This window comes from Glutamicibacter protophormiae (assembly GCF_014647495.1).
In the GTDB taxonomy this organism is placed as follows: domain Bacteria; phylum Actinomycetota; class Actinomycetes; order Actinomycetales; family Micrococcaceae; genus Glutamicibacter; species Glutamicibacter protophormiae.
Genome location: NZ_BMPH01000018.1, coordinates 14,394 through 34,474, shown reverse-complemented (window position 1 = coordinate 34,474; position 20,081 = coordinate 14,394). Strand labels below are relative to the sequence as shown.

The 20,081-nt window shown below is 68.8% G+C and carries 21 protein-coding genes; 12 read left to right on the top strand and 9 right to left on the bottom strand.

Going from position 1 to position 20,081, the window contains the following annotated elements; genetic code table 11:
* Positions 1-715 precede the first annotated feature (715 nt).
* A complete protein-coding gene (locus tag IEY43_RS16605) occupies positions 716-1,486 on the top strand; it encodes an SDR family oxidoreductase (protein ID WP_188949904.1) in 771 nt (256 codons plus the stop codon).
* Positions 1,487-1,502: 16 nt separating this feature from the next.
* Complete coding sequence (locus tag IEY43_RS16600) at positions 1,503-2,522, top strand: L-idonate 5-dehydrogenase (RefSeq protein ID WP_188949977.1); 1,020 nt, start codon at positions 1,503-1,505, stop codon at positions 2,520-2,522.
* Positions 2,523-2,579: 57 nt separating this feature from the next.
* Here IEY43_RS16600 and IEY43_RS16595 read toward each other — a convergent pair whose 3' ends face one another.
* Positions 2,580-4,496: a heavy metal translocating P-type ATPase gene (locus IEY43_RS16595; protein WP_229777461.1), complete on the bottom strand. Its 1,917-nt coding sequence runs from the start codon at positions 4,494-4,496 to the stop codon at positions 2,580-2,582.
* Positions 4,497-4,534: 38 nt separating this feature from the next.
* On the bottom strand, positions 4,535-4,765 hold the full coding sequence (locus tag IEY43_RS16590; protein ID WP_204675566.1) for a heavy-metal-associated domain-containing protein: 231 nt from the start codon (positions 4,763-4,765) through the stop codon (positions 4,535-4,537).
* A 122-nt stretch (positions 4,766-4,887) separates the two neighbouring features.
* Here IEY43_RS16590 and IEY43_RS16585 point away from each other — a divergent pair, with 122 nt between their 5' ends.
* Positions 4,888-5,571, top strand: a complete 684-nt coding sequence (locus IEY43_RS16585; RefSeq protein WP_188949900.1) for a Crp/Fnr family transcriptional regulator — start codon at positions 4,888-4,890, stop codon at positions 5,569-5,571.
* A 79-nt stretch (positions 5,572-5,650) separates the two neighbouring features.
* Here IEY43_RS16585 and IEY43_RS16580 read toward each other — a convergent pair whose 3' ends face one another.
* Together IEY43_RS16580 and IEY43_RS16575 are read right to left on the bottom strand one after the other, a co-directional pair.
* Positions 5,651-5,872 (bottom strand): hypothetical protein, encoded by a 222-nt coding sequence (locus IEY43_RS16580; protein WP_188949898.1) that lies wholly within the window; start codon positions 5,870-5,872, stop codon positions 5,651-5,653.
* Positions 5,873-5,876: 4 nt separating this feature from the next.
* Positions 5,877-7,061, bottom strand: coding sequence for a S8 family serine peptidase (locus IEY43_RS16575; protein WP_188949896.1), 1,185 nt, complete (start codon positions 7,059-7,061; stop codon positions 5,877-5,879).
* 221 nt (positions 7,062-7,282) lie between these two features.
* Between IEY43_RS16575 and IEY43_RS16570 the strand changes: the two genes are divergently transcribed.
* From IEY43_RS16570 to IEY43_RS16555, 4 genes are read left to right on the top strand one after another with little or no spacing between them, the layout of a single operon-like run.
* Positions 7,283-8,491 carry an NAD(P)/FAD-dependent oxidoreductase gene (locus IEY43_RS16570; RefSeq protein WP_188949894.1) on the top strand — a complete coding sequence of 403 codons (1,209 nt, stop codon included), beginning with the start codon at positions 7,283-7,285 and terminating at the stop codon, positions 8,489-8,491.
* A 2-nt stretch (positions 8,492-8,493) separates the two neighbouring features.
* A complete protein-coding gene (locus tag IEY43_RS16565) occupies positions 8,494-9,399 on the top strand; it encodes a P1 family peptidase (protein ID WP_188949892.1) in 906 nt (301 codons plus the stop codon).
* Positions 9,400-9,444: 45 nt separating this feature from the next.
* Positions 9,445-9,888: a universal stress protein gene (locus IEY43_RS16560; RefSeq protein ID WP_188949891.1), complete on the top strand. Its 444-nt coding sequence runs from the start codon at positions 9,445-9,447 to the stop codon at positions 9,886-9,888.
* A 3-nt stretch (positions 9,889-9,891) separates the two neighbouring features.
* On the top strand, positions 9,892-11,256 hold the full coding sequence (locus IEY43_RS16555) for a mycothione reductase (protein ID WP_188949889.1): 1,365 nt from the start codon (positions 9,892-9,894) through the stop codon (positions 11,254-11,256).
* Here the strand turns inward: IEY43_RS16555 and IEY43_RS16550 are convergent.
* Both IEY43_RS16550 and IEY43_RS16545 read right to left on the bottom strand, forming a co-directional pair.
* Positions 11,253-11,591: a CHY zinc finger protein gene (locus IEY43_RS16550; protein ID WP_308425071.1), complete on the bottom strand. Its 339-nt coding sequence runs from the start codon at positions 11,589-11,591 to the stop codon at positions 11,253-11,255. The two genes, IEY43_RS16555 and IEY43_RS16550, sit on opposite strands and share 4 nt — an antisense overlap.
* Positions 11,584-12,615: an alcohol dehydrogenase catalytic domain-containing protein gene (locus IEY43_RS16545; protein WP_188949887.1), complete on the bottom strand. Its 1,032-nt coding sequence runs from the start codon at positions 12,613-12,615 to the stop codon at positions 11,584-11,586. Before IEY43_RS16545 ends, IEY43_RS16550 begins: the two co-directional genes overlap by 8 nt.
* Positions 12,616-12,665: 50 nt before the next feature.
* Here IEY43_RS16545 and IEY43_RS16540 point away from each other — a divergent pair, with 50 nt between their 5' ends.
* Genes IEY43_RS16540 through IEY43_RS16525 form a run of 4 tightly spaced genes read left to right on the top strand, consistent with a single transcriptional unit; the run spans position 12,666 to position 16,154 of the window.
* The gene (locus IEY43_RS16540; protein ID WP_188949885.1) at positions 12,666-13,355 is read left to right on the top strand and encodes a tyrosine-protein phosphatase; all 690 of its coding nucleotides are present in this window, start codon (positions 12,666-12,668) and stop codon (positions 13,353-13,355) included.
* Complete coding sequence (locus IEY43_RS16535; RefSeq protein ID WP_188949884.1) at positions 13,352-14,443, top strand: ROK family transcriptional regulator; 1,092 nt, start codon at positions 13,352-13,354, stop codon at positions 14,441-14,443. The genes IEY43_RS16540 and IEY43_RS16535 overlap by 4 nt, the downstream gene beginning before the upstream one ends.
* Positions 14,444-14,500: 57 nt before the next feature.
* Positions 14,501-15,295: a polyphosphate--glucose phosphotransferase gene (gene ppgK, locus IEY43_RS16530; protein ID WP_188949882.1), complete on the top strand. Its 795-nt coding sequence runs from the start codon at positions 14,501-14,503 to the stop codon at positions 15,293-15,295.
* 43 nt (positions 15,296-15,338) lie between these two features.
* Positions 15,339-16,154, top strand: coding sequence for an HAD family hydrolase (locus IEY43_RS16525; protein WP_188949880.1), 816 nt, complete (start codon positions 15,339-15,341; stop codon positions 16,152-16,154).
* Here the strand turns inward: IEY43_RS16525 and IEY43_RS16520 are convergent, their stop codons facing one another.
* From IEY43_RS16520 to IEY43_RS16510, 3 genes are read right to left on the bottom strand one after another with little or no spacing between them, the layout of a single operon-like run.
* Positions 16,155-17,363: an amidohydrolase gene (locus IEY43_RS16520; protein WP_188949878.1), complete on the bottom strand. Its 1,209-nt coding sequence runs from the start codon at positions 17,361-17,363 to the stop codon at positions 16,155-16,157.
* 10 nt (positions 17,364-17,373) lie between these two features.
* Positions 17,374-18,093 carry a hypothetical protein gene (locus IEY43_RS16515; RefSeq protein ID WP_188949876.1) on the bottom strand — a complete coding sequence of 240 codons (720 nt, stop codon included), beginning with the start codon at positions 18,091-18,093 and terminating at the stop codon, positions 17,374-17,376.
* Positions 18,094-18,102: 9 nt separating this feature from the next.
* Positions 18,103-18,849, bottom strand: coding sequence for a DUF5058 family protein (locus IEY43_RS16510; protein ID WP_188949874.1), 747 nt, complete (start codon positions 18,847-18,849; stop codon positions 18,103-18,105).
* Between the two features lie 239 nt (positions 18,850-19,088).
* On the opposite strand from IEY43_RS16510, the gene IEY43_RS16505 reads away from it, so the two are divergent.
* The gene (locus IEY43_RS16505; protein ID WP_188949872.1) at positions 19,089-20,054 is read left to right on the top strand and encodes an Lrp/AsnC family transcriptional regulator; all 966 of its coding nucleotides are present in this window, start codon (positions 19,089-19,091) and stop codon (positions 20,052-20,054) included.
* Positions 20,055-20,081 lie beyond the last annotated feature (27 nt).

Genomic DNA, 20,081 nt, shown 5'->3' with positions numbered 1-20,081 from the left:
CCAGTCGAAACCCGACGGGTCACGCTGAAATAGCTCCCACGCGCCGGGCGTAAATCTCGTTCAGAAACGAGTGTGATGGATCAAGTCTAGCAGATCTTGAGATTGGACGACCATAAAAGCCCAAATCAACAGATGTTTTTGGTCGATTATATTCATTGTAGTGAGTTAAGATGACAAGCTCAGCGCGATATCCGACCCTTAGGTGGCAGGCTATCCGCCATCTTCATGTCCTGGGGCATTTGCTCCCGAAAAACCCGAGATTTCGGCTCTTGATTCAGCGAGAATTTAGTGTTGAATTATCGTCGAAAATGACGAGTAAATGGGGTCTGAATCGGGGGTGGCCTCCCGTGATGCTGTCGCCCGTGTTGCCCTCCAAGCGGGGCCTGCCGTCCAGCGCTGTCGCGCACGGTTGCCCATGCCTGTCGACGCTGCTGCAGGGCAGGCCGGGGCGGGATGCCGGGGTGGGCGGCAATGCGACCGCGCGGTCGGTGACGTGATTCCCGGGATGCTGGGTGGGGTGTCGGTTCGTGAACGCTTCGACGGGCCGTTAAAACCAGATTTATTATCAAAAATCTCATGTTAAGTCTGTTATATTTGGCGTGGCGACGAGGCCCCAACAAGATTTCAGCTGCCTGCTGGTCAGCGGGAACATCCGTCGCCGACAACTGACATGTGATGGCAGCACGCTGTCATCGGAACGGGGAAGCTGGCAAGCATGAGCAATCTATTCGACCTCACGGGCAAACTGGCCTTGGTCACCGGATCATCACGGGGCATCGGCAAGGAGCTCGCCCGCGGCCTGGCGGATGCCGGGGCCAGCATCGTGCTGCACGGGCGCGATGCCGACCGGCTGGCTGCAACAGCCAAGGAATTCTCCGAGGTCTACGGGCCGCAGCGCATCCACTCCGCTTGCTTCGACGTCACCGATGACCAAGCGGTCCGCACCAACATCGGGAAGATCGAGGAAGCCATCGGGGCCCTGGACATCCTGGTGAACAACGCCGGAATCCAGCACCGCGTGCCACTGCTGGACCTCGCGGTCCAGGACTGGCAGCGTGTTCTCGACACCAACCTGACTAGCGCCTTCCTGGTCGGGCGGGCTGTGGCCCGCGGCATGGTGCAGCGCGGGGCAGGCAAGATCATCAACATCTGCTCCGTCCAGACCGACCTGGCGCGACCGACCATCGCCGCCTACACCGCGGCCAAGGGCGGCCTGCGCAATCTCACCCGCGCCATGACCGCGGAGTGGGCCGGCTCCGGCCTGCAGATCAACGGCATTGCACCGGGCTACATCCACACCGAAATGACCCAGAACCTGGTGGACGACGAACAATTCAATTCCTGGATTCTGGGACGTACCCCTGCCGGACGCTGGGGGACCGTTGGCGACCTGGCTGGTCCTGCCGTTTGGCTGGCTTCCGAGGGGTCGAACTTCGTCAACGGACAGACTATTTTCATTGATGGAGGCATGAGCGTTGTCGTCTAACCTGAATGAACAGACCATGGCAGTGGTGGCCCACGCCGCCGGAGACCTCCGCGTCGAGCAGGTCAGCCTTCCTGCACCCGCCGCAGACCAGGCACGCGTGGCTATCGCCTATGGCGGCATTTGCGGCTCGGACCTGCACTACTGGAGCCACGGTGCGGCCGGCGAATCGATTCTGAAGTCACCCATGGTGCTGGGCCACGAAATCGTCGGCACCATCGTGCAGGCCGCGGCCGACGGCACCGGCCCGGCCGCCGGCGCTCGGGTTGCCGTGCATCCAGCGACTCCAGCAGAGACCGGGGAACCCTATCCGGCTGACCGGCCGAACCTCTCGCCGGGATGCACCTACCTCGGGTCGGCCGCGCGCTACCCGCATACCGAAGGCGCTTTCGCCACCGAAGTGAATCTGCCCGCCCGCATGCTGCGCGAACTTCCTGCGGGACTCTCCCTGCGTGATGCGGCACTGGCGGAACCGGCCGCGGTGGCCTGGCATGCGGTCTCCCGGGCAGGTGAGGTGGCCGGCAAACGCGTCTTGGTGATCGGGGCCGGCCCCATCGGCGCCTTGGCCGTTGCGGTGCTCAAACGCGCCGGGGCCGCCGAAATCATTGCGGTGGACATGTTCGAGGCGCCGCTGGACATCGCCGTCCAGCTGGGAGCAACCCGCGCACTGCGTGCCCCGGAAGTCGAGGAGGTCGCTGGAATCCATGCGGACGTGGTCATCGAAGCCACCGGCAACTACCGCGGGCTGGCCTCGGCCGTGCGCGGCGCGGTCCGCGGAGGACGCGTGGTCATGGTCGGGTTGCTGCCTTCCGGTGAACAGCCTGCGCTGATTTCACTGGCCATTACCCGGGAACTGGAACTGGTCGGTTCCTTCCGTTTCAACGGAGAAATCGACGAGGTGCTGCAGGCGCTGGCCGATGGATCGCTGCAGATCGGCGCCGCCGTCACCCACGAATTCCCCGCTGCCGAGGCCTTGGCCGCCTTCGAAACCGCCAAGGATGCCTCCGTCTCCGGCAAGGTGCTGCTGGACTTCCAGTAGTCGCCGCAAGGCAACGGCCCGCGACATGATCATGTCGCTGGCCGTTGCGCGTTCCGGTCAGCCGGCCAGCGCCACCGGCTGCTTCGCTGCGGCGGGTGCGCGGCGCGAGCCGGTGTCGCGCAGCAGCCGCATCGCGTTGGCGATGACCACCAGCACCGACAGCTCGTGCACCAGCATGCCGATAGCCATGGTGACTCCTCCGGCGAACACCCCGGCGAGCAGCAGCGCCACGGTGGCCAGGGCGATGACGATGTTCTGCCGCATGATGGACACGGTCCGTTTGGCGAGGGTGATCGCCTGCGGCAGGCGCAACAGGTTGTCGCCCATCAGCGCGATGTCCGCGGTCTCCACCGCGACGCCCGAACCGGCGGCGCCCATGGCTACGCCGATGTCCGCCGTCGCCAGTGCGGGGGCGTCGTTGATGCCGTCGCCCACCATGGCCACGGTGTGGCCCGCGCGCTGCATCGCTGCGACCGCCTGCAGCTTGTCCTCCGGCAGCAGCGAGGCATGCACCTCGTCGATCCCGACCCTGCGTCCGATGGCCTGGGCCACGAGCGGCGTATCGCCGGTGAGCATGAGCACCTTCACTCCGGCGGAATGCAGCTGCTGGACCATCGCCGCGGCATCCTCGCGCAACGCGTCGGCCACCGCCAGGACTCCGATCGCGGCGCCGTCCAAGGCGATGACCATCGGCGTCTTTCCATCCGCCGCCAGAGTTTCCGCGGCGGCCCGGGCTTCGCCGCGGCGGGTCTGGACGCCGTATTCGTCCAGCAGCGGCAGGTTGCCCACCAGGATCCGTCGACCGTCGAGCTGCGCCTCCAGGCCCATGCCGGGAACCGTGGTGATCTGCGGGATGCCCAGTGGGGCACGGCCGGCCTCGATGATCGGCTTGGCCAGCGGGTGCTGGGACCCTGCCTCGGCCGCCGCGGCCCAGTCGAGCACTTCCTGCCGCTTCAGCGAAGGATCCAGCACCACCACGTCGGTCAGCTGCGGGTGCCCCTCGGTCAGGGTGCCGGTCTTGTCCACGGCCACGGCGGTGATCTTCGCCGAGGTTTCCAGGAACTCTCCGCCCTTGATCAGGATGCCGTTGCGCGCGGCGCGGCCGATGCCCGCCACGATGGCCACGGGGATGGAGATCACCAGGGCGCCGGGACAGCCGATGACCAGCAGCGTCAGCGCCAGCACCAGATCCTGCGTCAGCACGCCGGCGACGGCCGCAAGCAGGATGATGCCCGGGGTGTACCAGCGGGAGAAGCGGTCAAAGAACGCCTGGGTGCGGGCCTTGGCGTCCTGGGCCTCTTCCACGCGGTGGATGATGCGGGCCAGCGTGGTGTCGGCGCCGATGCCGGTTGCCTTCACCTGGATGAAACCGCCGCGGGAGATGGTGCCGGCGAACACGGAATCTCCAGCTGACTTGTCCACTGGAATCGATTCTCCGGTGATGGATGCCTCATCCAGCGCCGCGGTGCCCGAGATGACCAGTCCGTCCACCGGAACCTTGGCCCCATGGGCCACCAGCACGGTCTCCCCGCTGCGAACCGATGCAGCCGGAACCTCCTGCTGGCTTCCATCCCGCAGCACCAGCGCGGTGTCCGGGGCAACCGCCACCAGCTCGGCCAGGGCCGAACGGGTTTTGTTCAGGGTCGCGGTTTCCAGCGCGTGGCCCACGGAAAACAGGAAGGTGACGGCCGCGGCCTCCCAGAAATTTCCGATAGCCAGCGCGCCCAGGGCGGCGATGGAAACCAGAAGATCGATGCCGATGACCTTGGCACCCAGCGCCCGGATGGCATTGGCCAGGATCTTGTATCCTGCCACCGCGGCCGCCGCGATCATGAACAGGTCGCCCAGCGCGAAGCTTGCATCGCCCATCCACCATTGGCCGAACGGCAAGACGCCATTGGCATTCATTGCGAAAGACACGAGAATCAGTGCGCCGGAGATGATCGGCACCTTCCACCGTGCGAGCCTATTCACTGTACTGCTCCCTTGCTGCGTGTTGTTGGGGCCTGCGGCTAGAACGCGGAGACGGCCGAGGTGTACCCGGCCTTGCCTACCGCGTCGACGAGGTCCTGTGCGGAGACCTTCGCGCTGTCGTGGTCTACCTCAATGCGCGAGGACGCAAAATGCACCTTGACCCGGTCCACGCCGTCAAGGCGCCCCACCTGCTTCTCGATCTTGGCGACGCACGAAGGGCAGGAAAAGCCTTCGGCGCGAAGGACCGTATGGGTTTGGGTGGCAGACATGGCATTCATCCTTTTCTCGGTCGGGTACGGATTGTTCCGTTCCTTGTACCAGCTACGTTAGCCATCCGGGATCGAGGATGCCTTGACGTAGGTCAAGTCGTCCGCGCCGCTAAGCTGGGGGCATGTCCAGCAATGACTTGTGTGTGGCGCGAGTGCCGATTTTCCAGGGCTTGGATCGCAGCCAACAGGAACACGTGGCCGAATTCGCCACGCCCCTGCATGTGGAGCGGGGGACCATCGTGGCCTCCCCGGGGCAGCAGCAATCCCGTTTGCTGGTGCTGCACACCGGAAAACTCAAAATCAGCCACGGTACGGCCGGCGGGCAGGAGCAGGTGCTGCGCACGGCCACGGTCGGGGATGTCGTTGGGGAACGCGCGTTCATCACCGGGCAGTTGTCCACTGATTCGGTCACCGCGCTGGAGGACAGCCAGATGTGCGTCTTCGAGCACCGGGATCTGGCACGGCTGCTCGGCGAATACCCGGACATCAGCCAGCGTATGCTGCGCACTCTTTCGGACCGCTTGGCGTCCACCGAGAGGCTGCTTGCCGCCATCACCTCCAGCGACGTCTCCGCCCGGGTTGCCGCCTACCTGCTCGACCAGCCGGCGAAATTCGCCAACGGCATTGCACGCATCACTCTTCCCATGGCGAAGAAGGACATCGCCGCCTATCTGGGCACTACCCCCGAAACCCTCAGCCGCCGGCTGGCCGCCTTCGCACAGGACGGAAGCATCGAGCTGGCCGGACGTCGGGAAATCAACATCCTGGACGTCGAGGCCTTGGAAGAGGCGCTGCTGGAAGAATAGCCGCCAATCGCGAACCAAGCCGCGCTCGCACCGCATGGCCGGCGGCGGCATGCGATGCCGCCCCCGGCCATGCCAGCTCCTAGAGCGCCTTGTACCGGCGTTCGGAATCGACGGATTTGACGCAGTCGAGGTTCTTGAGCTCCTTGACCCGTTCATCGGGCGCTTGGCCGATGACTTGCCCGAGCATGCCCAGCACCTGCTGGACTTCCAGCCCGTGGGACTCCAGCTGGGTGACCGCAGCGGGCATGTTGCTGGTGTAGGTCTCGGAAATCGTCACGATGAACGTGCGGTGGGAAGCCATGGCCCTACGCCTGCTCCTGCGCTGGTTCCGGCGACCTGGTCAGGCCGGCTCCCACGTCGACGGAGAACTGCTCCAAGCGCCTGGCCTGCTGCACCAGCTCGGCCCACAACTCGCGGGCACGGTACCCGGTGGCCTCGGCCAGCAGCGCAGCCACGCCGGCCACGTGCGGGGTGGCCATGGAGGTGCCGCTGATCGTGTTGTAGCGCTGTGCGCCCGGCCAGGACGAGTAGACCTTGACGCCGGGACCCGAGATGTCCACCTGCCCGCCGCGGCCCGGAAGGGTCCGTGCGGAGAACGGCGCCACCTGCAAGCCGGAGTCCAGCGCGCCGACCGCCATGATGTAGGGGCTGTTCGCCGGTGCTCCCACGAATCCCGGATCGTTGGAAGCGCGCTTGGCGTTGTTGCCCGCCGCGGCGATGATCAGGGTTCCCTGCTCCAGCGCCCGGCGTCCGGCGGTGACATAGGGAGGGTGGACCTCGCGGACATCGGCGCCCAAGGACATGGAGATGACGTGGCATTCGTTCTGCAGCGCCCAGTCGATGCCGGCCAGGATCATGGAGTCGGTGCCTGACCCGTTGTTGCCCAGCACCTTGCCGGCGAAGATCTCCGCACCGGAGGCGACCCCGTAGCCGCGGCCCGACTCGACCGTGCGCGGCCCGCAGGAGGTGCCGATGCAGTGCGTTCCGTGGCCATGGCCGTCCGCGGCGTCCTCGCCGGCCGCGAAGGACTTGGTGGTGACGCTGCGCCCGGCGAAATCGGGGTGCTGCGCGTCGAACCCGGTATCCAGTACTGCAACCTTGATGCCCGCGCCGGTGTACTGCGAATTCGCGGCCTGGACCGCCTGCAGGCCCCAGGTGAACTCGTCGTTGTCCGCATAGCTGGTGGGTTCGTCGTCGGCTTCGGTGAGGATGTGGTAGGTCCTTTCCGGAACCACGCGGGCCGGCAGGCGCTCGCCGGCCATGCGGGCCGTGAACTCGTCAAGCTGATCCGGTGGGGAATCCACCACGGCGATGCCCAGCCGCGGGAAGTACTCCGTTGTCTGGTAGCCCGCGGCAGTCAGCACATTGGGCACCTTGTCCTCAAGGGCTGCCATGCCAAGGGTCGATGGGTGGGCTGATGTCGGCGAATCGAAAATCAGTACGTAGCGGCCGGAAACTTCCGCGGTGGGTTGGCTTTCTGGGGTAATCATGACGCACTCCTCGCTCTGGTACTTAGCACTGTAGCCCCAGCGTTCCGACAGATAAAGGGGCGGAGCCCCATTAGCGGCTCCCGCCGGCTGAAACACGCGTACAGCTTCCGAGGCGGCAGGGCCCGGAACCTGCAAAGGTCCTGCGCGAACCCGCCGCAGTCATTGCCAGCGGTGCGTTGACATGTGAGGATCAAAGGACACCTACGCGTGAAAGGCGATCGATGAATCCGGAAACGATTGTTGTCATTGGCGCAGGGCTGGCCGCGGCCACCCTGGTCTCCGAGCTGCGCTCCCGCGGGTACGACGGGGTGCTGCGGCTGATCGGGGACGAAGCCTCGCTGCCCTATGAACGCCCGCCGCTGTCCAAGGGGTACCTGCAGGGCAACGACGCGGTGGCGGACTTCACCGTGAACACCGCCGCCTGGTACGCGGAAAACCATGTTGATCTGCGCTTGGATACCCGCGCCATCAGCATCGACCGCAAGCACCAGCATGTGGTGCTGGCCGACGGCACCACCGTCGACTACGACGCGCTGGTGCTGGCCACCGGAGCGCGCCCGCGGCTGGGCGGGGACGAGCCGATGGCCGGGCACGACCTGCCCGGGGTGCACGTGCTGCGCAGCCTGGCGGACGCCGACGCGCTGAAATCCGCGATCACCCAGGGCAAGCAGGTCGCGGTGGTCGGGTCGGGCTGGATCGGGATGGAAGCGGCGGCCAGCGCCCGCGCGCTCGGGGCGCGGGTGACCGTCTACTCCCCGGACGAGGTGCCGCTGTCCAGGGTCTTCGGCGAACGCTTCGGCCACCATCTGCTGGAACTGCACCAGGGCCACGGGGTGGATGTGCGCACCGGCACCCGGGTGCAGGGCATCGAGCTGGTGGACGGGCATCTGCAGGTCATCTCCGACATCGGCAGCAGCCGCGCCGACGTGGTGCTGCTGGCCATCGGCGCGGTGCCCAACGTGGAACTGGCCGAAACCGCCGGACTGGAGGTGGACCGCGGGGTGGTCGTGGATGCCTCGCTGCGCAGCAGCGACTCCAGGATCCTGGCCATCGGGGACGTCGCCCAGGGATTCAACACCAGGCTGCGCCGCCAGCTGCAGGTGGAGCACTGGGACAACGCGATCCGCCAGGGCAAGCTCGCGGCCGCCACGCTCACCGGGGCGGAGCAGTCCTACGACTGGCTGCCCTATTTCTTCACCGACCAGTACGACCTGGGCCTGGAATACGTCGGGGACGCAGCGCCCGGGGACGAGAGCGTGCTGCGCGGCTCCCAGGACGAGTTCATCATCTTCTGGCTGCGCGAGGGCCGGATCACCGCCGCCGCCAACGTGAACATCTGGGACGTGAACGACACGCTGCGCGAGCTGGTGGGCCGGACCATCGACCCGGCACGGCTGGCGGACACCTCGATCGAGCTGGGGGACCTGTAGGCATGGCGGCCTTCCGGGCACTGGAGGTGAGCGTGCCCGGGGTGGGCATCGGGCACTGGAGCACCGAGGGCACCGGGTGCACCGTGGTGCTTTTCGCGGAAGGCGCCGTCGCCTCGGCGGAGGTGCGCGGCGGGGCCCCGGCCTCCCGCGAGCTGGATGTGCTGGACCCGCTGATGACCGTGCAGCAGGTCGACGCCGCCCTGCTCACCGGCGGTTCGGCCTTCGGGCTGGCCAGCGCCGACGGGGTCATGCGCTTCCTGGCCGAGCAGGGGCGCGGGGTGCAGACCCCCGCCGGGAGGGTGCCGATCGTGCCGGCCCTGGGCCTGTTCGACCTGGCCGAGGGCACCGCCCGACCGGACGCCGAGTCCGGCTACCGGGCCGCGGCGGCGGCCGCGCGGCCCGAGGGGGCGCACCGGGTTGAGGTCGGGCTGCTGGGCGCCGGAACCGGGGCCCGCGCCGGACGCTGGCGCCGGGAGGAGTCCTACCCGGGCGGGCTGGTCTACGCCGAGCAGCGCCTGGGCGAGCTGGTGGTCGGCGCGTTGTGCGCGGTCAATGCCTTCGGCGACGTGCTGGCCCCCGGCGAAGCGCCGAGCCTGGACTCCGCGGCGGCGTTCGCTGCGCTGGCCGCGGCCGAAGGCGACGCGGGGACGGCGCCCCCGCGGACCAACACCACCATCGGGGTGGTGTTCACCAATGCGCGGCTGGACAAAACCGGATGCCGCATTATCGCCCAGGGCGCCCACGACGGACTGGCCCGGGCGCTGCAGCCGCCGCACACCCGGCTGGATGGGGACGCGTTCATCGCCGCCGCCACCGGCCGCGTGGAGGCGGACGTGGACACGGTGCGCCTGCTGGCGATGACGGCCACCGCCCGCGCCATCGCCTGCGCGGCGCGCAAAGATGCCTGAGCTCCTGGAACAGGGTAATTTGGTAGTCAGAACGAAGGAGCGCCCATGAGCACTGTTGTAGTCGGCATCGAGCCCGGCCAAGCCCCATCCGTCCTGGCCACCGCGGCGTCGCTCGCCGCGGACCTGAAGGCCACGGTCCAGGTGATCTACGCGGATTCGGGCCGGTACGTCACCGAACGCCTCCCGGAGCACAACGTGCTGGGTACCGCCGAGGCCGACTTCCCGGCCGAGCTGGCCGAGCTGGTCGCGGAGCACCTGTCCGGCGTGGACTACGAACTGCACAACGTGCCCGGCGATCCCGCCAAGGTGCTGATGGCGGTGGCCGAGGAGGTCGACGCGCGCATGATCGTGATCGGCACCCGCCGCCCGGGCCTGCGCAACAAGCTGGCCCAGTTCATCGACGGCTCGATCGCGGTGGCGCTGGCGCAGAAGCAGACCCGCCCGGTGCTGGTCGTGCCGCAGCAGATCATCGAACTGCCGGAGGCCTAGGCCATGGATTTGGCGATCGTGGGCTCCGGCTCGGGCAACTCGCTGCTCACGCCGTTCTGGGACGGCAAGCAGGTCGCGATCGCCGAATCCGGCGTCTTCGGCGGCACCTGCCTGAACGTGGGATGCATCCCCACCAAGATGTTCGTCAGGCCCGCCCAGCTGGCGCGCACCTGGCAGGAAGCCGAAAAGCTGGGTGTGCAGCTGCCGCCCGGGCGCGCGGACTTCGCCGCGATCCGCGACCGCATCTTCGCGCGCATCGACCCGATTTCCGCCGGCGGGCTGGAGTACCGCCAGCAGGCAGGGAACGTCACGGTGCTCGGCGAGGTGCAGCTGCTCGACGAGCGCACGCTGCGCACCGCGGACGGCACCGAAATCCAGGCCGAGCAGATCGTGCTGGCGGCCGGCTCGCGTCCGGCGCTGCCTGACATCGAGGGCATCGACCTTCCCGGGGTGCACACCTCGGACACCATCATGCGCATCGAGCAGCCAGAAAAGCTGCTGGTCATCGGCGCCGGCTTCATCGCCTGCGAATTCGCCTCGATCTTCGCCGGCCTGGGCACCGAGGTGACCCAGCTGGTGCGCGGGGAGAAGCTGCTCAAATACCTCGACGACGAGATCTGCGAGGCCTTCAACTCCCAGGTTGACTGGGATGTGCAGCTGCACGCCGAGCCGCAGTCAATTGCCGCCGGGCCCGAGGGCCTGAGCGTGCGCACCGGAGCGGGGACCTTCACCGCGGACGCCGTGCTGGTGGCCACCGGCCGCCGCCCGAACACCGAATTCACCGCCCCGGCCGGACTGGACCTGCATCCGGACGGACGGCTGCAGGTGGATCAGTTCCAGCGGGTGCTGCGCGGCGGGGAACCGGTGGCGGGCCTCTACGCGCTGGGGGACATCAGCGGCGAGCAGCAGCTGAAGCACGCGGCCAACCACCAGGCGCGCGTGGTCGCCCACAACCTGGAACACCCGGACGACCTGCGCGAAGTCTCCGAAGCGGCCATTCCCGCGGCGGTCTTCACCCACCCTGAAATCGCGCATATCGGGCTGACCGAGGCCCAGGCCCGCGCCGAGATCGGCGAGCACATCACGGTCAAGACCCAGAAATACGCGGACACCGCCTACGGCTGGGCCATGGAGGACGACCAGGGCCTGTTCAAGGTCGTCGCGGATCAGCGCGACGGGCGCATCCTGGGCGCCCACGTGCTCGGCTACGAAGCGGCGAACCTGATCCAGCCGCTGATCACCGCGATGAACCTGGGCATCGATGCGCACACCCTGGCGCGCGGGCAGTACTGGATCCACCCGGCGCTCATGGAGGTCGCGGAGAACGCGCTGCTGGGGCTTGACGTCCCGGAATCCGGGCGGCTCTAGGGCCGCTGCGGCAGCTCGAAGTACAGCGGGGCGTGCGCCTTGCACCCGGGGTTGAACAGGGCCTGGCAGGCCGGGCAGGATCCGGCGCCCAGGTACTCGGACGCGGTCATCCGGTGCGCGCACACCCCGCACAGCACCGCCGGTTCGGCGCCCCGCGCCGCCGGCCACGGCACCGCCGGGTGGTCCGCCAGTTCCCGGTGGCACAGGTGGCAGGGATACCAGGTCTCGCAGCAGGCATGGCGCAGCGCGATCACGTCGATGAGCTGGCGGTAGTGCGCGCAGCGGGTCTGCGAATCCATGCCCACCCCGCGCAGCGGCAGCGGTCCGCTAGCCACGCAGCATGACCTTGAGCGATTCGCGCGCCTCCATGGCCGCGTAGCCCGCGGCCACCTGCGCTAGCGGCAGCACCGAGTCGAAGACCTTGCCTGGCTCGACGCTTCCCTGGAGCACCCCGGGCAGCAGTTCGCCGATATAGCTGCGCACCGGGGCCACCCCGCCGGTCAGGGTCACATTGGGGCCGAAGAACTCGCGGCCCACCGGTCCGGTGGCGTACTGCGGCACGCCCACCCGGGAGATGGTCCCGCCGGGGCGGACGATGCCGATGGCCTGCTCGAAGGCCGGCAGCCGCCCCACGGCCTCCAGCACCTTCCCCGCGCCGTGGCCGGTCATCTCGCGCACCGCGGCGATGCCCTCCGCGCCGCGCTCGGAGACCACGTCGGTGGCGCCGAACTCGCGGCCCAGCTCCGTGCGGTCCGCATGCCGGCCCATCAGGATGATGCGCTCGGCGCCCAGCTGCTTGGCCGAGAGCACCGCCAGCAGCCCCACCGCGCCGTCGCCGATGACCGCGACGGTGTCGCCCGGGGACACCCCGGCGCTGCGCGCGGCGTGGTAGCCGGTGCCGTAGACGTCGGACAGCGCCAGCAGGCCGGGCAGCAGCGCCTCGTCGACGGCGGCGTCGACCTTGAACAGCGTGCCGTCGGCCAGCGGGACGCGGATGGCCTCTGCCTGGCAGGCGGAGGTGCGCGAATTGGTGCGGCCCCAGGACCCGGCGTGCAGGCAGGAAGTGGTCAGCCCCTGCCGGCAGAATTCGCAGCTGCCGCAGTTGATGGTGAAGGGGGCGATCACGAAGTCGCCGGGTTTCACCGTGGACACCGCGGAGCCGACCTCGGTGACCCGGCCGACGAACTCGTGGCCGATCGGGCGGGGCGTGACTGCCGGGCCGTGGTAGGGGTGCAGGTCCGAGCCGCAGATGCAGCTCGCGGCGATGTCGACCAGGGCGTCGGTCGGCTCCACCAGCGCCGGGTCCGGTACCTCGCGCAGTTCAACCGTGTAGTCTCCGAGCAGATAGGTGGCGCGCATGATGCTCCTTGCGTTGGCATGGGTTGCTGGTTCAAGCCTAGGATGTGAGCATGTTCCTTTCCAACCTCCGTGAAGCAGGAGGGATGCCTGCAGCGGGCGGGCGCATCGCCTCCGGGGTGCTCTTCCGCTCCGCCGCCCCGCACCTGGTCGACCAGCCGCTGGCCGACTGGGTGGCGCAGCAGCGCATCGAGCGCATCTTCGACCTGCGCAGCACCCAGGAGACCGGCTACCTGCCCGGCTTCCCGGACAGCTTCGCCGGCACCACGCGCACCCACCTGCCGCTGCTGGAAGGCGCCGTGGGGCACCTGGCCACGCTGGATGACATCTACGAGCCGCTGGTCACGGCGCACGGCCCGACCTGGGCCACGCTGGCCGCGGGCATCGCCGAATCCCGCGCCACCCTGGTGCACTGCACCGCCGGCAAGGACCGCACCGGCGTGGGCGTGGCCATGGTGCTGATGGCCGTGGGCGCTGACCGGGACGCGGTCATGGAGGACTACGCGGCCTCCACCGCGGCGCTGTCCGGCGACTGGCTGGCGGCCATGACCCGGCGCATGGGCGAGCACGGGGTGGTGATGACCGAGCAGATGCGCACGCTGCTGGTCGGGACCTCGGTGGAAGGGCTGGACAAGGCGCTGGACGCCGCCCGCCGCACCGGGTCGATTGCCGACTACCTGCTTTCCCACGGGCTGGGCCGCGCGCAGCTCGAAGCCCTGGGCGAGAAGCTGGTGGTCAGTTGAGCACCGAGAGCGCGGGCCCGCGCGCCCTGGCGGCGCTGACCGACGAGCGGGTTTTCGGCCTGCTGGCCCGGGACCCGGCCACCCGCACCGAGATCTCCGCCCAGCTGGGGATCTCCAAGCCCACCGCCTCCCAGTCGATCCTGCGCCTGCAGGAGTTCGGGCTGGTCTCCGAGGGGCGTTCCAGCGCGGAGGGAAAGCGCGGGCGCATCCCCGAACGCTACGCCCTGCGCACCGCCTACGGGCATGTGCTGGGGGTGGACCTGAGCGCCGAGCGGCTGGCCCTGCGCGCCAGCGACCTGGCCGGCACCGTGCTGGCCGAGCGCTCCAGCCCCGTGGAGACCTCCACCGGCGCCGAGCAGCTGCTGGATACCGCCCGGGCGCTGCGCGACGAGCTGCAGGCCGAGCTGGGCACGCGGCGGCTGGCCACTGGCATCAGCCAGGCGGCCCCGGTGCTGCACGCCGGAAACGGGGCCGCCCGCGTGGTGCCCACCCCGATCTTCGCGGCCTCCGGCGCGGACCTGGCCGGGCTGTTCGATGCGCGCAGCACGCTGCTGGACAACGACGTGAACTGGATGGCGGTGGCGGAATACGCCGGACGGGCCGGCTCCATGCTGCTGCTGTACCTCGGTGCGGGCATCGGCTCCGCGCTGGTGATCGAGGGACGGCTCTACCGCGGTCGCCACGGGCTGGTCGGCGAGCTGGAAACCCAGCGGCTGCAGGGCCGCACCCTGCTGGAGCACCTGGATGCCGGGGGACTGGTGGACACCCGGGTCCTGTTCGAGAAGCTGAGCGACCCGCAGCTGTGGCCGGCGCTGATCGAGCCGCTGGGGCAGGTGCTGGGCAACCTGCTGGGCTACCTTGATCCCGACGCGCTGGTGGTCACCGGCCCCGGGGCCAGCGCCGCGCTCACGCAGAAGCTGGCGGACCGGCTGGTCGGCCTGGTGCCGCTGGCGGGCCCGGACATCGGATATTCGCCGCAGGGCGGCGCCGGGGCGCTGGACGGGGCCCTGGCCGGGGCGCGCCGCTACGCCCTGGCCGAGGTGTGGAACGCCTACCGCCAGTGGCAGCCCGGCAGGCCCTGCCATTGACCGCACGCCGGGCGCTAGATACTGTAAAGAGTCCTTAATATTTTGAATGGAGTTCACATGTCAGCTGTCGCCACGGCCTCGCCCTATGCAGCCATCGGCTTGGATATGGGCGGTTCGTCCATCAAGTACGGCATGGTGGACTCCGAAGGGAAGCTCGTCGAGAGCACCTTCAGCCATGCGCCCACCCCCGCCGGCGCGCATCCGGACGCCGTCGCGCAGGCGATGGCGCAGATCGTCGCCGACCTGCGGCGGACAACCGGCAGCGAGCTGGCCGGCGTGCCGGTGGGCGTCACGGTGCCGGGCATCGTGATCGACGGGGTGGTGCACTCCGCGGCGAACATCGACAAGGCCTGGATCGGGCTGGACGCGGTCGCCCTGCTCGGCGGCGTGCTGGGCCGGAAGGTGAGCGTGCTGAACGACGCGGATGCCGCCGGCATGGCCGAGGTCTTCGCCGGCGCCGGCAGCCTCGACGGGAAACCCCGCGCCGGCAGCACGCTGGTGCTGACCCTGGGCACTGGCATCGGCTCGGCGTTCTTCCGCGACGGCCTGCTGTTCCCGAACGTCGAATTCGGCCACCTGGAAATCGACGGGGTGGACGCCGAATCCCGCGCCGCCGCCCGGGTGATCCGCGAGGAGAACCTGAGCTGGGAGCAGTACATCCAGCGCCTGCAGCGCTACCTGTCCCACGTGGAATTCCTGTGCAGTCCCGATTTGATCGTGATCGGTGGGGCGGTCTCCGAGGACCACGAGAAATTCATGCCGCGGCTTCAGCTGCGCGCGCGCATCGTGCCGGCGCAGTACAACAACGCCGCCGGCGTGCTCGGCGCCGCGCACCGGGCGATGGACCACTAGGGATCCGCCCCGCCACCGGCACCCGCCACCAACAAAGGAACCGATGCATACCATTGACCCCGCCGCCTCCATCAAGCTCGTCGCCGTCGACATGGACGGCACCTTCCTGGACGGGGCCGGGCTGATCCCGGACGAGGCCTGGCAGGTCATCGCCGACCTGCAGGAGCGCGGGGTGCATTTCGTGCCGGCCTCGGGCCGCCAGTACGCGACCCTCAAGCAGCAGTTCTCCCGGCTCGGCGACATCCCGATCATCGCGGAGAACGGCACCGTGGTGATGCGCGGGGATACCGAGGTGTACTCGAACATCATCGACCCGCAGCCCGTGGCCGCCGTCGTCGACGCGGTGCGCGGCCAGCAGGCGCTGGATGCCGGGCTGGTGCTGTGCGGGCGGCGCACCGCCTACGTGGAGCGCAGCGACGAGGCCTTCGCCCGGTCCATCGCCCCGTACTACCGCGCGGTGGAAGTGGTCCAGGACCTGCACCAGGTGGGCGACGAGATCATCAAGATGGCCGTGAACGTGGGCACCGGCAAGGTGGCGCAGATGGCCGCTGCGCTGGATGTCCCGCTGCAGGTGGTGGTCTCCGGAAGCCATTGGGTCGACGCGATGAACCGCGGCGTGCACAAGGGCCTGGCCCTGGGCCGGCTGCGGGAGTCGCTGCAGGTCACCGCGGAGCAGACCGCGGTCTTCGGCGACTACCCGAACGACCTGGAAATGATGGGCCAGGCGCGGTATTCCTTCGCCATGGCCAACGCGCACCCGCTGGTGGCGCAGGCCGCGAACTTCACGGCCCCGGCCAATACCGAGCACGGGGTGCTGCAGGTGCTGCGCGCCTACCTGGAGGGGCGCAGCAGCCTGTAGCTAGCGGCCCACGTAGTGGCGGATGCCGGCCAGCGCCGCGCGCACGCCGGTGTCCAGGGCGCCGCGGTACTCGGGCAGGAAGAACGGGGAGTGGTTGCCTGCCGGGGACGGGTCCGTCGGATCCGCGCCGCCGAACATCCAGAACACGTTGGGCACCCCGATGGCGTCGCCCAGCGCGCCGAAGTCCTCGGACCCCATCAGCGGGGCCGCCAGGTCCACCTGCTCCGGGCCGAATTCCGCCGCCAGCGCGGCGGCGATGTTGCCGGTCTGCTCCGGGTCGTTGTACAGCCGCGGGAACCGGTACAGGGTGGTGATCCGGGGCTGCGGGGCGGCGGAAGCGGCCGCCTCCGCGGTAATGATGCGGTGCACCGCGGCCAGCACCTTCTCGCGCACCGGCTCGGTGAGCGTGCGGATGTTCAGGGTGAACACCGCCCGGTCCGGGATGATGTTCTCCTTCAGGCCCGCGTGAAAGGAACCGCAGGTGACCACCGCGGCGTCCCGAGGGTCCAGCTCGCGCGAGGTGATGGTCTGCAGCCGGGTGATGATGTGGGCGCCGAGCACGATCGGGTCGATCGAGTCCTGCGGCTGGGAGCCGTGGGCCTGGGTGCCGTGCAGCGTGACCTCCAGCGAATCCGCCAGCGCCATGGCGGATTCCGGTGTCAGCCGGATGCTGCCGGCGGCGAAGGGGAAGACGTGCTGGCCCAGTACCGCCTCGGGCCGCGGGGCCTTGTCCCACAGCCCGTCGGCCAGCATGGCCGCCGCCCCGGCGCCGGTCTCCTCGCCGGGCTGGAAGATGAAGACCACGGTGCCGGACCAGCCTGCGGCGCCCCGCGCCAGCACCGCGGCCGCGCCCAGCGCGCTGGCCACGTGGGTGTCGTGCCCGCAGCCGTGCATCAGCGGCACCTCGGTGCCGTCCGCCAGCTGTCCCACCGCGGTGGAGGCGTAGTCCGCGCCGGTGGCTTCCTTGATCGGCAGCCCGTCGGAGTCGGCGCGGAAGGCGATGACCGGGCCGGGGCCGTTGCGCAGCACGCCGACCACGCCGGTGCCGCCGCAGCGGAAGTGCTCGATGCCCAGCTCGGCCAGCCGGGATTCGATGTAGGCGGCCGTCTGGTGCTCCTGCATGGACAGCTCGGGATTCGCATGCAGGTGCAGGTAGTCCGCGCGGACTGCTGCCTGGATGTCGGAGGTCGGTTCGAGGGTGTGGCTCATGGCGGTTTTCCTAGTTCTCGGTGGCGGCCTGGGCGGTGCGCTGGCGCAGCACCCAGGAGAAGACGATGGAGGCGGCGACGACCAGGGCGGTGGCGAAGGGGCCGACGGCCGGGACCAGCGGGATGACCGCGAAGTTCACCAGCAGGGCCGCGGCCACCGCGATGATGGTCGGGCGCAGCGCCTTCATGGAGACGATGCACTGCACCAGCACCGCGCCCATCAGCGCCGGCAGGATGTACAGGCGGGCGACCTCGATGACCTCGACCGGGATGTTGTGCACCAGCCAGGTGCCCAGCACGCCCACGAACAGCAGCAGGCTGGTCAGGTGCACGGTGGCCGCCCCGCAGATGGCCATCACCGCGGCCAGGTCGCCGCGCTTGGTGCCGGGTTTGGCGTTGATGGCCGACTGGGCCACGATGGCCGCCGGCAGCAGCTTGTTGGAGATGTTGCCGATCATGAACGCCTGGTACATGGCGGCGGAGCCGAGGATCGGGAAGTAGGTCAGCGGTTCGACCACCCACAGCACCCCGAAGGTGGCGGCCACGGCCAGCAGCGCGACCCAGACCATGCTGGCGGTCACTTCCATGCCGCTGAAGAAGGCGATGTAGATCGGGCCGGCCAGCGAGAGGATCAGCCCCAGGGTCATGGTGATGGACCCGTAGCGGCTGGTCTGCCGGTCGAAGCGCTCCATGGAAGCAGCGGCGCTGGAGGAAAGCGAGGTTGAGCTCATGATCGGTCCTTAGGCGGTGTGCAGGAAGTAGGCGGAGACGAGGGCGATGACGATGGAGATGCCCAGCGCCCATTCCTTGAGCCATTTCTGGTTCAGGGCCTTGGCCAGGTACAGGCACAGGCCCATGGACGCGGCGGAAATCCCGACGAGGATCAGGTGCACGTTGGACTTCGGCAGTTCGGCGATGGTCAGCGCGGAGAAGGCGCCCAGCAGCGCGGCGGTGGGGATCAGCGCCATGACCGCCGGGTTGCGCTTGGCCAGCGACTTGCCGCCCTTCTTCAGCAGCGGGGTCATGATCAGCGTGCACAGCATCCACATCGCCCCGGACAGGCTCATGGCCATGAACGCGACGGCGAAGACCTGCTGGGTATAGCTGTCCCCGCCCAGCGACGCGCCCATGGTGCCGGCGGCGATGCTGGCCGAGGCGGTTTCGGCGGCGGCCGAGCCGATCAGGCCGATGCGCACCAGCACCGCCGGGGTGCCGAACAACGCCAGCAACGCGATGGCGACCAGCACCACGGCCAGCGAGGGGCCGATCGAGGCCACCGCGCCGGCGCGGAATGCCTCTTTCAACTCCCGGGCCGGCATCTCGATGTGCGGAGCGGCGGCCTTGGCGGCCTTGGCGTAGAGCACCGTCTGGACGAAAATGACGGCGAAAACGCCCAGGATGCAGATCCAGAGGATCGGCGTATTGGCGATGGCCCAGATGTTCGTCGAGCTCGGGTCGGCGGCTGCCACGGCGAAAGGCGTTTGCATGGTGGTTCCTTGCAGGGAGGTCGATGCGGAGTGTGAGGTGGATCTCGTTGCTTTAACGGTCGCCCTTCCCGGCCCCTATTGGCAAGAATTGGGGATTCTCGCCAATTTTCTGTCGATTTCCCCCGTTTCAAGGAATCCGGAGCCGTTTGTGAGGGCAATTGGCAGCTGAAATCGCCATCTGTCCGCGGCCCGGCCGACAGATGTTGCGTTGCCGGCGAAATAGCCCGACAGTTGAAGTCATGGTTGATCTTCAGGTGTTGGGCGAACTCGAGCAGCGCATTGTCATGGCCCTCCAAGTCGACGGCCGGGCCACCTGGCGCAAGATTGCCAAGGTGCTGGACGAGCCCGAACGCACGGTGGCCCGCCACGGGGCTGCGCTGCTGGAGGAGGGCATGGTGAACATCGCCGCCATCCGCCACCGGGCCGGAGCGGTGATCGCGGCCCTGAACTGCGTTCCGGGCACGGTCCCGGTGGCCAGCGAGGCGCTGTCCGCCCGGGCGGACACGAGCTTCACCTACATGGTGACCGGCCAGAGCGACGTGGTCAGCGAACTGCACTACGACGGGGGACTGGACGAAATCCTCACCCTCCAGCTTCCGGCCACTCCCGGGCTGAGCCAGATCCAGGTGTACCCGATCCTGAAGTTCTTCAAGACCATCAGGGGCTGGCAGGCCGGGAACCTGTCACCGGCTCAGCTGCGGATGCTGGAGCCCGAATTCGGCGGCGAACGTACTGCCTGGCAACCGGCCGGGGAACTGGACGCAACAGACCTGACGATCATCGAAGCGCTGCGCCGGGACGGCCGGGCGAGCATCGAGGCGATCTCGCGACAGGTGAAACTCGGCGAATCCTCGGTAGCTCGCCGGGTGGAGGCGTTGCTGCGCGGCGAGCACATCAGCATCCGCACCCTGGTCGAACCGGCCCTGCTGGGACTTCCCGTCGAAGCGCTGCTGTGGGTCCAGGTCTCGCCGGAGCACATCGACGACCTCGGCCAGCGCCTGCGCGCGCTGCCCCAGGTCCGCTACCTGGCGGCCATCGCCGGGGACGCGCAGCTGCTGGTGGACGTCACGGTGCCGTCGCAGCAGGACTTGTACCGGTTCATCGCGCAGACCGACTGGGGCCAGCTGGTGCAGATCCGCACCTCGCTGGTGCTCGGGGCCCGAAAGCGCGGAGGACGGCTGACCACTCCGACAACCGCCCGATAGCAGCGCGAAGGGCCTGCGCCGCCGAGG

Excerpts from the sequence above, each read along its gene's own strand:
- IEY43_RS16605 (WP_188949904.1), top strand. The coding sequence starts at position 716 with ATGAGCAATCTATTCGACCTCACGGGCAAACTGGCCTTGGTCACCGGA.
- IEY43_RS16600 (WP_188949977.1), top strand. The coding sequence starts at position 1,503 with ATGGCAGTGGTGGCCCACGCCGCCGGAGACCTCCGCGTCGAGCAGGTC.
- IEY43_RS16590 (WP_204675566.1), bottom strand. The coding sequence starts at position 4,765 with ATGTCTGCCACCCAAACCCATACGGTCCTTCGCGCCGAAGGCTTTTCC.
- IEY43_RS16585 (WP_188949900.1), top strand. The coding sequence starts at position 4,888 with ATGTCCAGCAATGACTTGTGTGTGGCGCGAGTGCCGATTTTCCAGGGC.
- IEY43_RS16580 (WP_188949898.1), bottom strand. The coding sequence starts at position 5,872 with ATGGCTTCCCACCGCACGTTCATCGTGACGATTTCCGAGACCTACACC.
- IEY43_RS16575 (WP_188949896.1), bottom strand. The coding sequence starts at position 7,061 with ATGATTACCCCAGAAAGCCAACCCACCGCGGAAGTTTCCGGCCGCTAC.
- IEY43_RS16570 (WP_188949894.1), top strand. The coding sequence starts at position 7,283 with ATGAATCCGGAAACGATTGTTGTCATTGGCGCAGGGCTGGCCGCGGCC.
- IEY43_RS16565 (WP_188949892.1), top strand. The coding sequence starts at position 8,494 with ATGGCGGCCTTCCGGGCACTGGAGGTGAGCGTGCCCGGGGTGGGCATC.
- IEY43_RS16560 (WP_188949891.1), top strand. The coding sequence starts at position 9,445 with ATGAGCACTGTTGTAGTCGGCATCGAGCCCGGCCAAGCCCCATCCGTC.
- IEY43_RS16555 (WP_188949889.1), top strand. The coding sequence starts at position 9,892 with ATGGATTTGGCGATCGTGGGCTCCGGCTCGGGCAACTCGCTGCTCACG.
- IEY43_RS16545 (WP_188949887.1), bottom strand. The coding sequence starts at position 12,615 with ATGCGCGCCACCTATCTGCTCGGAGACTACACGGTTGAACTGCGCGAG.
- IEY43_RS16540 (WP_188949885.1), top strand. The coding sequence starts at position 12,666 with ATGTTCCTTTCCAACCTCCGTGAAGCAGGAGGGATGCCTGCAGCGGGC.
- ppgK (WP_188949882.1), top strand. The coding sequence starts at position 14,501 with ATGTCAGCTGTCGCCACGGCCTCGCCCTATGCAGCCATCGGCTTGGAT.
- IEY43_RS16525 (WP_188949880.1), top strand. The coding sequence starts at position 15,339 with ATGCATACCATTGACCCCGCCGCCTCCATCAAGCTCGTCGCCGTCGAC.
- IEY43_RS16520 (WP_188949878.1), bottom strand. The coding sequence starts at position 17,363 with ATGAGCCACACCCTCGAACCGACCTCCGACATCCAGGCAGCAGTCCGC.
- IEY43_RS16515 (WP_188949876.1), bottom strand. The coding sequence starts at position 18,093 with ATGAGCTCAACCTCGCTTTCCTCCAGCGCCGCTGCTTCCATGGAGCGC.
- IEY43_RS16510 (WP_188949874.1), bottom strand. The coding sequence starts at position 18,849 with ATGCAAACGCCTTTCGCCGTGGCAGCCGCCGACCCGAGCTCGACGAAC.
- IEY43_RS16505 (WP_188949872.1), top strand. The coding sequence starts at position 19,089 with ATGGTTGATCTTCAGGTGTTGGGCGAACTCGAGCAGCGCATTGTCATG.